This window comes from Jiella soli, from assembly GCF_020615385.1.
GTDB lineage: Bacteria > Pseudomonadota > Alphaproteobacteria > Rhizobiales > Rhizobiaceae > VKMB-3413.
In genome coordinates, this window is record NZ_JAJAVB010000015.1 from 215,321 (window position 1) to 227,344 (window position 12,024).

The window sequence follows — 12,024 nt, forward strand, 5'->3', positions numbered from 1 at the left end:
GATCATACTAGATCAGCCGGATCGACAAGAATCGCGTGCAGGCGGCACGGATTCGGGTCGAGGCCGGAGAGGGTTTAAACGAGGGACGAGCATCATGGGCATGAAGATCGAGCGCCGCTACACCAAGGCCGGCGAGAGCCCCTATCATTCGATCGCCTTCCGCAAGGCGACGAGCGAGATCCGCAATCCCGACGGCTCGACCGTGTTCAAGCTCGAGGGAATCGACGTTCCCGAACAGTTCAGCCAGGTCGCGAGCGACATCCTCGCCCAGAAGTATTTCCGCAAGGCCGGCGTGCCGGCGCGGCTGAGACATGTCGAAGAGAACGACGTTCCCTCCTTCCTCTGGCGCTCCGTCGCCGACGAGGCGGCGCTCGCCGCCCTGCCCGAGGACGAGCGCACCGGCTCGGAAATGGATGCCCGGCAGGTGTTCGACCGGCTCGCCGGCACCTGGACCTATTGGGGCTGGAAGGGCGGCTATTTCGAGAGCGAGGAAGATGCCCATGCCTTCCGCGATGAGCTCGCCTTCATGCTGGCCACCCAGAAGGTGGCGCCGAACTCGCCGCAATGGTTCAACACCGGCCTCTTCTGGGCCTATGGCATCGACGGCCCGAGCCAGGGCCACTTCTATGTCGACTACCGCACCGGCCAGCTGACCCGCTCGGCCTCGTCCTACGAGCATCCGCAGCCGCATGCCTGCTTCATCCAGTCGGTCGCCGACGACCTCGTCAACGAGGGCGGGATCATGGACCTGTGGGTGCGCGAGGCGCGGCTGTTCAAATACGGTTCGGGCACCGGCTCGAACTTCTCGCATCTGCGCGGCGAGGGCGAGAAGCTCGCCGGCGGCGGCAAATCCTCCGGTCTGATGAGCTTCCTGAAGATCGGCGACCGCGCGGCCGGCGCGATCAAGTCCGGCGGCACCACCCGCCGCGCGGCCAAGATGGTCGTTGTCGACATCGACCATCCGGACATCGAGAACTACATCAACTGGAAGGTCCGCGAGGAGGAGAAGGTTGCCGCGCTCGTCACCGGCTCCAAGACCGTCTCGAAGCACCTCAAGACGATCCTGTCGGCCTGCGTGAACTGCGAGGGGCCGGACGGCGACTGCTTCGACCCGATGAAGAACCCGGCGCTGAAGCGCGCCGTCAAGGACGCCAAGCGCGCCCAGGTTCCGGAGAACTACGTCAAGCGCGTCATCCAGTTCGCGCGCCAGGGCTATACCGACCTCACCTTCCCGGTCTTCGACACTGACTGGGATTCGGAGGCCTATCTGACCGTCTCCGGCCAGAACTCCAACAATTCCGTCTCGCTGAAGGACGACTTCCTGCGCGCCGTCGAGGAGGACGGCAACTGGGATCTCATCCGGCGCACCGACGGCAAGGTCCACAAGACCCTGAAGGCGCGCGATCTGTGGGAGCAGATCGGCTATGCCGCCTGGGCGTCCGCCGATCCGGGCCTGCACTTCAACACCACGATGAACGACTGGCACACCTGCCCGGCGGCCGGCCCGATCCGCGCCTCCAATCCGTGCTCGGAATACATGTTCCTCGACGACACGGCCTGCAATCTCGCCTCGCTGAACCTCATGCAGTTCCAGGAGACTGTGAAGGATTCTGCCGGCAAGGAGAGCAAGCGCTTCGATACGGGCGCCTTCGAGCATGCGGTGCGGTTGTGGACGGTCGTGCTCGAGATCTCCGTCCTGATGGCGCAGTTTCCCTCCAAGGAAATTGCTCGGCTTTCCTACGACTACCGCACGCTCGGCCTCGGCTTCGCCAATATCGGCGGGCTGCTGATGTCCTCCGGCATTCCCTATGATTCCAAGGAAGGCCGCGCGATCTGCGGCGCGATCTCGGCAGTCATGACCGGCGTCGCCTACAAGACCTCGGCCGAGATGGCGGGGATTCTCAGCCCCTTCCCGGACTATGAGCGCAATGCGGAGGCGATGCTGCGCGTCATGCGCAACCACGCCCGCGCCGCCCACGGCATCGCCAACGGCTATGAGAGCCTCGCCGTCGATCCCGTGCCGCTCGACCATGCGAGCCTGAAGGACAAGCGCCTGTCCGGCCGTGCCAAGGCGGCCTGGACCGAAGCGGTCGAGCTCGGCTCGCGCAACGGCTTCCGCAACGCCCAGGTTTCGGTGATCGCCCCGACCGGGACGATCGGCCTCGTCATGGACTGCGACACGACCGGCATCGAGCCCGACTTCGCGCTGGTGAAGTTCAAGAAGCTTGCCGGTGGCGGCTATTTCAAGATCATCAACCGCGCCGTGCCCGACGCGCTGCGCACGCTCGGCTACACCGAGGCCGAGATTGCCGAGATCGAGGCCTATGCGGTCGGCCACGGCAATCTGAACCAGGCTCCGGCGGTAAATCCGGGCTCGCTGAAGGCCAAGGGCTTCGGCGACGACCAGATCGCCGCGCTCAACGGCGCGCTCGGCCAAGCCTTCGACATCAAGTTCGTCTTCAACAAGTTCACGCTCGGCGAGGCCTTCTGCAAGGAGACGCTGGGGCTGACCGACGAGCAGCTGAACGACTTTACCTTCGAGATGCTGCCGGCTCTCGGCTTTTCGAAGAAGGACATCGACGCGGCCAACGTCCATGTCTGCGGGGCGATGACGCTGGAAGGCGCGCCGCATCTGAAGACGGAGCATCTGCCGGTCTTCGACTGCGCCAATCCGTGCGGCCGGCTCGGCAAGCGCTTCCTGTCGGTGGAAAGCCACATCCGGATGATGGCGGCGGCCCAGCCCTTCATCTCCGGCGCGATCTCCAAGACCATCAACATGCCGAACGAGGCGACGGTCGAGGACTGCCAGAACGCCTACATGCTGTCCTGGAAGCTCGCGCTGAAGGCGAACGCGCTCTATCGCGACGGTTCCAAGCTCAGCCAACCGCTGAACGCCTCGCTGATCGCCGACGAGGCGGAGGACGAGGAGGCCGTCGACGAGGCGGTGGCGGCGCTCGTCGCGGCCCCCGCGCCGGCCCAGGCCGTGCACGTGGCAGAGCGCATCGTCGAGCGGATCGTCGAGCGCACGGTGGAGAAGGTCGTGCGCGACCAGGAGAAGCTGCCGCACCGGCGCAAGGGCTACACCCAGAAGGCCAAGATCGGCGGCCACACCATCTTCCTGAGAACCGGCGAATATGACGACGGCCGGCTCGGCGAGATCTTCCTCGACATGAACAAGGAAGGCTCGGCGCTCCGGGCGCTGATCAACAATTTCGCCATCTCGGTCTCGCTCGGCCTGCAATACGGCGTGCCCCTCGAGGAATATGTCGAGACCTTCACCTTTACGAAGTTCGAGCCGGCCGGCCTCGTCGAGGGCAACGAGGCGATCAAGAACGCCTCCTCGATCCTCGACTACGTCTTCCGCGAACTCGCCGTCTCCTATCTCGGCCGCCACGACCTCGCCCATGTCCAGCCGGGCGATTTCGGCGGCTCTGGCCGCAGCACAGGAAGCGACAAGCCGGCGCCCTCGCCGATCTCGTCCGGCATGGTGCGCGGCCAGACGGCGAAGTTCCGCCTCGTCTCCTCGCAGGAGCCGCAGGGCTCGCTCAGTGGATCGGCAGGCGGCGCAAGGCCGGCAAGCCCGGCCATGACGAGCGCAGCGCAGCCGGCGGCGACTGCGGCCAATGCCGCTCCGGCGGCCGGCGCCCGCGGTCCGGGTACGGCCTTCGGCGGCGTCCGCTCGCCCGCGGCGAATAGCGGCACGCAGCCGGTGGTGACAGCGCATGGCGCCAATACCGCGACCGCCTTCCGTCGCGATTACGAGCAGGTGGCGGAGGCCTCGCCCACCGAGGCGCTGTTCGACCAGCCAGAGGCGGACGAGGCGGCGAATGCCGAACCGTCAGTTGCCGAGCAGAAGGCGACCAGCGCCGAGCGCCGGCAGGTGGCGATGATGAAGGGCTACACGGGCGAGAGCTGCTCGGAATGCGGCAACTTCACCATGGTGCGGAATGGCACCTGCCTGAAGTGCGACACGTGTGGGTCGACGAGCGGGTGCAGCTGAGACGAAATCTAGCGGCCCCGAGTTATCAGCGGCACGCTGGTTTGCCCCAGGGCAATGAAATGACCCCACCGTGGCACGCTAGGTGTGCCGCGGTTTGGTACGATCCGTCGCCCTCTGCATGGGGCGTTTGCTGGGCGGACTGACGACGAAGATCCATGCCCTCATCGATGCCGAGGGGCTGCCCGTAAAACTGGCTCTCACCGCCGGGCAAGCTCATGACGGCCGCTCTGCCGCCGGCATGCTCGACACCATCGGTCCGGGGCAGGCCTTGCTTGCCGATGCGGCCTACGACAGCGACGCCTTGCGTCGGCAGATGAAGGCACACGGCGGCTGGGCCTGTGTAAAGCCGATGCCCAACCGCCGCGAAAAGCCGCCCTTCAGCCGCTATCTCTATCGCTTCCGGAACGTTGTCGAGCGGTTCTTCAACCGCATCAAACACTACCGCGCCATCGCAACCCGCTACGAAAAGCACGACGCAAACTATCTCGCACTCGTCAAACTCGCCGCCATCCGCCTATGAATCGCGGGTAATGAGTCGGTGGCCTCGAGCATCGGGCGAGAAGTCGGAATCGAGAGATTCCGCTCGGCCGGAAATCTGATTGTGGGATGACCCGCCCCTCTCCGAAGCGTTCAGCTAGGATCGCTTTGTTAAAATCGAGAGAGGAACGGAACAATGTCCATCTTTGTGCTTGGAACTGATCTTGGCAAGAACGTGTGCAGCCTTATCGGGTTCGACGAGGATGGCGCTGTTGTTGTTCGCCGTCGTCTACGCCGCGATGACGTTGCAGCCTTTGTCGAGTAGCTTTCGCCGTGCATCGTTGCGATGGAAGCGTGCTGCGGTGCTCATCACCTTGGCCGGGTCTTCGCCGCGATGGGACACACGATCCGGCTGATGCCGCCAGAATACACGCGGCCCTACGTGAAGGCGAACAAGAACGACGACCACGATGCCGAGGCGATCGCGGAAGCCGCGGCGCGGCCGACGATGCGCTTCGTGCCGATCAAGAGCGAGGCGCAGTCGGACATTCAGGCCTTGCACCGGGCCCGTTCGCGGCTGGTGAGCGAACGCACGGCGCTGATCAATCATCTCCGCGCCCTGCTTCTCGAGCGTGGCATCGTCGCGGCTCAGGGCCGCCGCAAGCTGGCTGATGCGCTTGTCGTCTTTGCCGATGAGGAGGATGAGCGGCTGACGCCGCGCATGCGCGGTCTGGTCGGTTCTGAAATGCCATGACTGCCTCCTGCGCTCGTGTGGGCCGCAATCTGGCGCCGCAGGGAATCGACGTCAACGCGGACCGGACAGCATCACTGGCGGCGAGTTCAGGAGGCGCACCGGATTTTAGCGATCTCCGCCTCCGCGTCGGCCGGCGGCGTTCTGAAAAGGCGGCCGGCGGGCACCACGAAGACGACCAAGATCGCGCGATATTCGCCTCCAGGATGCGTGAGAGGGCTGCAGAGGTGTCAGCGACAATGGTTGACCGCCTCAAGTAGATCAAGGGGTTTGCACTGAGGCCCGAGGATTACGTTTGGCTTTCCTTTGAAATTCGAATTAATTGATGAAATCATTCGCTTGCTGTCCGTCGGTCGACATTTCACCATTCTCCTGCGTCCCACGTCAGGGCGCTTCGGAGAGGTGGGATGCGAGAGAGATTGAGGGCGCTTTCGACGTGCAGCGAGATCTCCGCCGCGTCGGCGGCCTGGGGCGAGGACGCGTTCGAGTTCGTGGCCTTCGCGGACATCGACCCGTTCGCGGCTGAGTGGCCGAGCCAGCGAAGAGGTTGCGGCCGGCCGCGACACATATCGGCGGCGGACGAGCCGCTGCTGTCAACCAAGGAGGCGAAGGCGCGCAAGGCGGCGATCAAGGCCGTCTCGAGGATCCCGGCCGCCGGGCGGCCGCAGAATTGCGGCGACTTCACGCGGATCAGCGACGATGAGCTGCGCGCCCTCGGACCCGTCGACGTTCTGGAGGGCGGTACGCCCTGCCAGGACTTCAGCGTCGCTGGGCTGCGCGCCGGCCTCGCGGGTGACCGCGGCAATCTCACCTTGGAGTTCATCAAGCTTGCGAAGCGAATGGAGGTCATCAATGGACTGCGTTATGTCGTATGGGAGAACGTCCCCGGGTGCTCTCCGATCCCACAGCCTTCGGCTCCCTCCTGGCAGATTTCGCCGGGGGCTCCAGCGTGCCGCTCCAGCCGGCAGGGAGATCGTGGACCGTGCAGGTCTGGTCGATGGACCCGAAGCGTCAATCGCTTGGAGGGTCCTCGACGCCCCATATTTCGGCTTGGCCAACGCCGCGAGCGTGTGTTGGGCCGTACACCGAGGAGTCGCGCTCGAGGCGGGACTCCTCAGGTCTGGCGGCGTATCGCGCGTATCGAGAGGGCCGTGATCATGCCGGACAGATGCGGCGTCGGGAGGGGCGGCGTCAAGGCGGGTGCTGCTCGCGGGCGCCCCGACGGTTAGCGAAGTCCTGGCGGCGGCCGTCGTGAGGGCGGTGTCGAATGTTGCAGGCGGGGTCGTCACGATGCGGCCACTCGCTGGGTGGCGACATTATGATGGAGCGAGTGCGCGGCAGGCACCGCGGTTCCCGGAGAGTCTACGCAGAGGCGCGTGACCTGAGGGGTGACCTGCCAGATCACGCATCCGACGATTCGCCGCGAGGCCAGCAGGAGGGACTTCGAACGGAATCAGCCCGATGCGGGCTGGTAAACTATCTGGCGCGTGACCTGTACGTGACCTGCGAGAGCCAGGCGCTGACGGCGATGTCACTTCAGCGGTCCGCAAACACCTGATATATCAAAGGAATTTGGTGGGTGATGTAGGGATCGAACCTACGACCCGCTGATTAAGAGTCAGCTGCTCTACCAACTGAGCTAATCACCCGGCCGCGCCTTGGCGGTGAACGGCTATATAAAGGCGGCCGTTCCGGCTGTCTACCCTCTTCGGCCGTTTCCTGTTCGATGTTCGGGATAACGGCGAACTTGGCCCACTTCGCCCGGTCTTCCGGCGCGTTTTCGACGCTTTGGGGGAGAGTCGAACCGGGACACCCGACGAGTCGAAGCCTGGAAGGAGCAGCGGTCTCCCGAATCGCCGACAGGCGGGGGATGCTGGTGCAAGCCAGTCTCCCCCGCCCGATCAGGCCGGTGTCTTTAGCGGGCGACGTCGTCCACTGCCGCGCCGGTCGCGTCGACGGTGTTGCCGACATCGCGGCCGACGCCGCGGACGGTGTTCGCACAGGCCGAAATTGCAAGGGCGCCGGCAAGGACGGTGACGAGGAGGACTGAACGCTGAGACATGAACCCTATTCCCACTTGATGAACGCAATCGATAACGCCGGTCAGGTCGCCAAGTTCCCTTACGGATCTGCGGCGCCCTCTCGTGAGGGTGTCAAGGCTCGGGGCGCGATCCGCGGCGGCTACGCCTCGTTTCCCGCCAGCGCCGGAATCGGCCGCGATAGGACGAGCTAACCGACCATGTGGGGTGGTCGGCATGCTGCACTGCAATATCTGAGGCTGCGAACCCATCTGTGGGGCGGCGCCGCAACGCTATTCGCGGGCGTCGATCTTCGCGAATATCGAGGCCACCATGATTGACAATCCGTTCCTGCAGACGCCGGCGCAGACATCGGCACCGATCAACCATTTCGGCGAACGTCTGGTTCTCGTGTTCCAGGGCGGCGGCGCGCTCGGCTCCTACCAGGCCGGCGTCTACGAAGCCCTCGCTGCAGCCGACGCGCGGCCCGACTGGATCGCCGGGATCTCGATCGGGGCGATCAACGCCGCGCTCATCGCCGGCAACGCGCCGGGCCGGCGGGTCGCGGCCCTGCACGAGTTCTGGCACGATGTCTCCTCGTCGTTTGCAGTCAGGCTGCCACTGCCCGGCGACTTCCTGAAGACCGTCTTTTCCGAGGCGAGTGCTGCGTCCGCCCTGCTTGGCATCCCCGGCTTCTTCCATCCGAGGGTCCCACCGACCTACGTTCTGCCGGCCTCCGATCCCGGCGCGCTTGGCTTCTACGACACCAGCCCGCTGTCGCGCACGCTGGAGAGGCTGGTCGACTTCGACCGCCTCAACGATGGCAGCATCCGCGTCAGCCTGGGTGCGGTCAACGTCGCCACGGGCAACTTCAAATATTTCGACACCACTGAACAGCGTCTCGGGCCGGAGCACATCATGGCGAGCGGCGCCCTGCCGCCAGGCTTTCCCCCCGTCCGGATCGGGGACGACTGGTACTGGGATGGCGGCCTCGTTTCGAACACGCCGCTGAGCTATGTCCTCGACCAAGACCGCGAGGACGATCTGTGCGTCTTCCAGGTCGATCTATTCCCCGCGGCGGGCCCCATGCCGGATTCGATCTTCGATCTTCCGGAACGCGAAAAGGACATCCGCTTCTCCAGCCGGACGCGGCTGAATACGGATATGGTCAAGGACAAGCAAAGAGAGCGCCGCGCCATGCACAGGCTGCTCGCCAAGCTGCCGCCGGAATTCGCGGACGACCCGGACGCCTCGCTGCTGCGCGAGCGGTCCAACGATTCAGCGGTGACGCTCGTCCACCTGATCAATCGCCGCAAACCGTGGACCCGAGACTCCAAGGACTACGAATTTTCCCGGCGCACGGTGACGGAACGCTGGAGCGACGGCCGCCACGACGCGCAGACGACCCTTGGCCACGAGACCTTTCTCAATCGGCGGCGCCCCGCCTTCGGCATCGAGGTTCTCGACCTGTGCGATGCCGGCTGAGCCGGGCGGCCGATGGAACGAAGCAGCCCCGGCGCCTCTCTCAGACATGTGACTTCCGTCACAGGCTTGCGTCACAGGAGCGCGTTACAAAAACCAGATCGGCACCTCGACTTAACGACTGAAAGGGCATAGTGAGCCCCCGGACCGGTCTAGAGCATCGGGTTCCGGCAAGAGCGAAACAGGTTGTCGGTCCTCCGATCCAATGTGTCATGAGCCAGTCTGAAGCGACCCCACATCGAGTTTCGTCCGTGTCTCCTGCCGGTCTCTCCAACCTGCGACGATCGCTGCGGCGAAAAAGTGGCAAGCGACAGGCGAGGATTTCGGCGATCCTGCGCGGTTTCTCCCACGAGAACCGCGCGGAACCGACGATCGGCGACCTTTCCCTCGCGTTCGATACACGCGCCTTCGGCGCCTTCTTCATTCTCTTCGGGGGCCTCAACCTGGTGCCGCTGCCGCCGGGAGCATCGCTCCTGTTCGGTATTCCGCTGATCCTGTTCACCTTCCAGTTGGCGATCGGGCGCCACCGGCTGTGGCTGCCGGAGCGCATCCGCCACACGCGGCTTTCGCCGGACAAGATCGCGCTCCTGATGGCGAAGATCGGCCCCTGGCTGCGCCGGATCGAGCGGCTGGCACGGCATCGCTACTGGCCAAATCCGGAGCGTCTGCTCCTGTCCGTCGTCGGCTGGTACTGCTTCGTCATGGCCGTCCTGGTGACGATCCCGTTTCCCTTCACCAACATGATGCCGGGCGTGTCGATCGCGATCGCCGGCGTAGCGATCACCGCCCGCGACGGCCTCTGGCTCCTTGGAGCGCTGATCGTCGGCATCATCGCAGTCGCCGTGCTGATCGGCGTCTATGGCGCCGCGGCATTCGCCATCCTGCAGTTCGTGTAGTCCCACCCTCGTCCGCGCCTAGCATGCATCTGTCGCATGCGCGGCCCAGGCGTCACCCTTCGCCGTTCCCTCGAGATCGCTAGCCGACGATAAATCGCTCAGCCATGCGAACGATCGCGCCGGCCGCGCGTTGATTGTGCAGTGCAACAGGATACCATTGATGTTCCTCCGCCCTTCCTTCCCCTCGACGGCCGCGTTCGAAATTCCAAAGGTGGCGGCGGAAGTCGTGACGCTCGCCATGATGTCGCCCTTCATCATCAGCACCCGGATGATGCAGCTCTGGATGGCCGCCGGCTCCGCCCCGAGCGCGGCCAGTAACCGCGAGACCATGCGGATGATCAGCGAGAAGTTCGAGGCGGCTGGCGAATCCGTCATGGCGATGAACGAGGCGATGGCGAAGGCGGTGGGCGATTCCATGCTTGCCGCCATGACAGGGCGGACAGCGCAAATGAACGAGGCCGACACGATCCTGACGGCCGGCCTCAAGCCCTTTTCAAAGCGGGTGAAGGCGAATCATCGGCGTCTCTCGCGATAGTCTTTTCCCTCGTTCCGCCCCTGCCGGCGAACTCCCTGTAAGGGCAGGGTCTGATGCCGGCTGGCAGAGGCCGCTCCTTCAGGTGCCCGGGCCGAAGCGCCCGCTGACAGGAAAGTCGGCGTTCGCATAACTCGGAAAAGTTAATCTTAAGCTTTCGATGGAACTCTGCGCCGCTAATGGAAGTCGACAGGAGATCATCGGATGGCAGTGCGACAACGATGTACCACCGCGGTTTTCCACAGGCTGCGGCGTGCGGCTCTGGGATTTGGACGGGATCGTTCCGGTAACTTCGGTGTTGTCGCGGCCCTGACCGCCGTTCCCTTGATCCTGGCGATGGGTGGCGGGGTCGACTATTCGAATGCCTTTCGCATCCGGACCGATCTCCAATCCGCGGCCGACGCAGCGGTGCTTGCCGCCGCGCGCTACTCCGGAACCGACGAGACCGAGCGTCAGCGCCAGGCCGACTTGCTGTTCAACGCCAATGTCAAGGACGGCGTCCAGGTCACCGCGACCAGGCTCAGCCACGACGAAAAGAAATACACTTACGATGTGCAGTTCACCGTCCCGACGGCATTCCTCAGCCTGATGCACGTCAACTCCCTGTCGATGAGCGTCGAAGCCGTCTCGGCGCATTCCGATCTTCCGCTCGACATCGCGCTCGTGCTGGATTCCACCGGGTCGATGGGCAGTTCCGGCAAGATGACGCAGATGAAGGCTGCGGTGAAGCTGTTCGTCTCGAACTTTGCGGACATGAACGAGGAGGCGCGGGTCCAGATGGCGATGGTCCCGTTCGACACGCAGGTCCAGGTCGAGGACGTCGAGATGACGATCAACGGCCTGCCCAATGTAGTCACCTGCAGCGCGCTCGCTTCAAGCACCGACCGCAACTACTGCAACACCGACAGCACCGGCTTCACCGCGGGCACGTCCAAGACCTACGGCAACGGCTCGAACTCGGTCCTCTACGAGACTAAGAAGACGTCGACCCAGCTCGTTGCCACGAAGACGGCGCGCAGCTGCTTCTGGATCTTCTGCTCCAACGATCCTCCGACGACGATCTACTCTGCGACCAAGGGAAAGATCACGGGGCCCTTCTCCGGCTGCATCACCGACCGCGACCAGCCCTACGACGTGCGACCGGACGAAGAGACGGTCGCGAATCCGGCGACGCTCTACATTCCCGGCGAAACCTGCCAGTCGACCCTTGCCCCCGTCACGGCCCTGACCGGCGATCTCGACGCGATCGCCATCGCCGTCGACGATCTCGAGCCGACAGGCAACACCAACATCACGATCGGGGTGCAGTGGGGCATGGAGGCCCTCACCGCCAGTGCCCCGCTCAAGGGCGCCAATACCGACAAGCGGACCCGGCGGATCATGATCCTGCTGACCGATGGCGAGAACACTCAGAATCGCTTGACCTCGAATACGACCATGATCGACGGCCGTACCGAACTGGCATGCACGAACGCCAAGGCCATGGGCAATGCCGACGGCACGCCGCTCGAACTCTACACGATCCGCGTCATCGACGGGAACGAGACCTTGCTGAAGAAGTGCGCCACCGACAGCGGGCACTACTACTCCGTGAAGCAGGCGAGCGACCTGACCAAGGTCTTCCAGGACATCGCCGAGCGAGTGAAGCGTATCAGGATCGTCAGCTGAGCCGGGTCCGGCCCCGCTCTTGAACGGCAAGGCGTCGCCCGGGATCGGGGCGGCGTGCTGCCACAATTCGGGGACAAGCCGCCCGGTCCCCCGGGCGCCGGCCGATCCGCCCGCCGTCGGTCCGCAAACGGGATCACAGGCGATGGTAATTACCCACGCCCTGGGTTCACCGTCCTTTGCGGTCAGGGGCTGACGGTTTT

The 12,024-nt window shown here is 64.5% G+C and carries 7 protein-coding genes, 1 tRNA gene and 2 pseudogenes; 7 read left to right on the plus strand and 3 right to left on the minus strand.

All coding sequences use genetic code 11. From position 1 onward, the window contains the following. Positions 1 to 100: 100 nt before the first annotated feature. From LH400_RS09450 to LH400_RS26340, 4 genes and pseudogenes are all read left to right on the plus strand, one after another. Positions 101 to 4,000 (plus strand): vitamin B12-dependent ribonucleotide reductase, encoded by a 3,900-nt coding sequence (locus LH400_RS09450; RefSeq protein WP_229152437.1) that lies wholly within the window; start codon positions 101 to 103, stop codon positions 3,998 to 4,000. A 118-nt stretch (positions 4,001 to 4,118) separates the two neighbouring features. Next, positions 4,119 to 4,520: pseudogene (locus tag LH400_RS09455) on the plus strand (IS5 family transposase); the annotation flags it as partial. 153 nt (positions 4,521 to 4,673) lie between these two features. Next, positions 4,674 to 5,213: pseudogene (locus tag LH400_RS09460) on the plus strand (IS110 family RNA-guided transposase); the annotation flags it as partial. 422 nt (positions 5,214 to 5,635) lie between these two features. Continuing rightward, positions 5,636 to 6,457 carry a DNA cytosine methyltransferase gene (locus tag LH400_RS26340; protein ID WP_370638363.1) on the plus strand — a complete coding sequence of 274 codons (822 nt, stop codon included), beginning with the start codon at positions 5,636 to 5,638 and terminating at the stop codon, positions 6,455 to 6,457. A gap of 344 nt (positions 6,458 to 6,801) precedes the next feature. Here the strand turns inward: LH400_RS26340 and LH400_RS09465 are convergent. Both LH400_RS09465 and LH400_RS09470 read right to left on the minus strand, forming a co-directional pair. Beyond that, positions 6,802 to 6,877, minus strand: a tRNA-Lys gene (locus LH400_RS09465). Between the two features lie 266 nt (positions 6,878 to 7,143). Beyond that, complete coding sequence (locus tag LH400_RS09470; protein WP_229152419.1) at positions 7,144 to 7,290, minus strand: entericidin domain-containing protein; 147 nt, start codon at positions 7,288 to 7,290, stop codon at positions 7,144 to 7,146. Positions 7,291 to 7,579: 289 nt separating this feature from the next. Between LH400_RS09470 and LH400_RS09475 the strand changes: the two genes are divergently transcribed. Both LH400_RS09475 and LH400_RS09480 read left to right on the plus strand, forming a co-directional pair. Then, on the plus strand, positions 7,580 to 8,731 hold the full coding sequence (locus LH400_RS09475; RefSeq protein ID WP_229152420.1) for a patatin-like phospholipase family protein: 1,152 nt from the start codon (positions 7,580 to 7,582) through the stop codon (positions 8,729 to 8,731). 248 nt (positions 8,732 to 8,979) lie between these two features. Further along, entirely contained in the window at positions 8,980 to 9,624 is a 645-nt protein-coding gene (locus LH400_RS09480) for an exopolysaccharide biosynthesis protein (protein WP_229152421.1), read from the plus strand. Between the two features lie 18 nt (positions 9,625 to 9,642). Here the strand turns inward: LH400_RS09480 and LH400_RS09485 are convergent, their stop codons facing one another. After that, positions 9,643 to 10,041, minus strand: a complete 399-nt coding sequence (locus LH400_RS09485) for a hypothetical protein (protein ID WP_229152422.1) — start codon at positions 10,039 to 10,041, stop codon at positions 9,643 to 9,645. A 319-nt stretch (positions 10,042 to 10,360) separates the two neighbouring features. Here LH400_RS09485 and LH400_RS09490 point away from each other — a divergent pair, with 319 nt between their 5' ends. Next, entirely contained in the window at positions 10,361 to 11,824 is a 1,464-nt protein-coding gene (locus LH400_RS09490; protein WP_255616947.1) for a pilus assembly protein TadG-related protein, read from the plus strand. Positions 11,825 to 12,024: the final 200 nt, after the last annotated feature.

Bases quoted from the DNA above. Each gene is read 5' to 3' on its own strand.
- LH400_RS09450 (WP_229152437.1), top strand. From the start codon at position 101: ATGAAGATCGAGCGCCGCTACACCAAGGCCGGCGAGAGCCCCTATCAT.
- LH400_RS26340 (WP_370638363.1), top strand. From the start codon at position 5,636: ATGCGAGAGAGATTGAGGGCGCTTTCGACGTGCAGCGAGATCTCCGCC.
- LH400_RS09470 (WP_229152419.1), bottom strand. From the start codon at position 7,290: ATGTCTCAGCGTTCAGTCCTCCTCGTCACCGTCCTTGCCGGCGCCCTT.
- LH400_RS09475 (WP_229152420.1), top strand. From the start codon at position 7,580: ATGATTGACAATCCGTTCCTGCAGACGCCGGCGCAGACATCGGCACCG.
- LH400_RS09485 (WP_229152422.1), bottom strand. From the start codon at position 10,041: ATGGAATCGCCCACCGCCTTCGCCATCGCCTCGTTCATCGCCATGACG.
- LH400_RS09490 (WP_255616947.1), top strand. From the start codon at position 10,361: ATGGCAGTGCGACAACGATGTACCACCGCGGTTTTCCACAGGCTGCGG.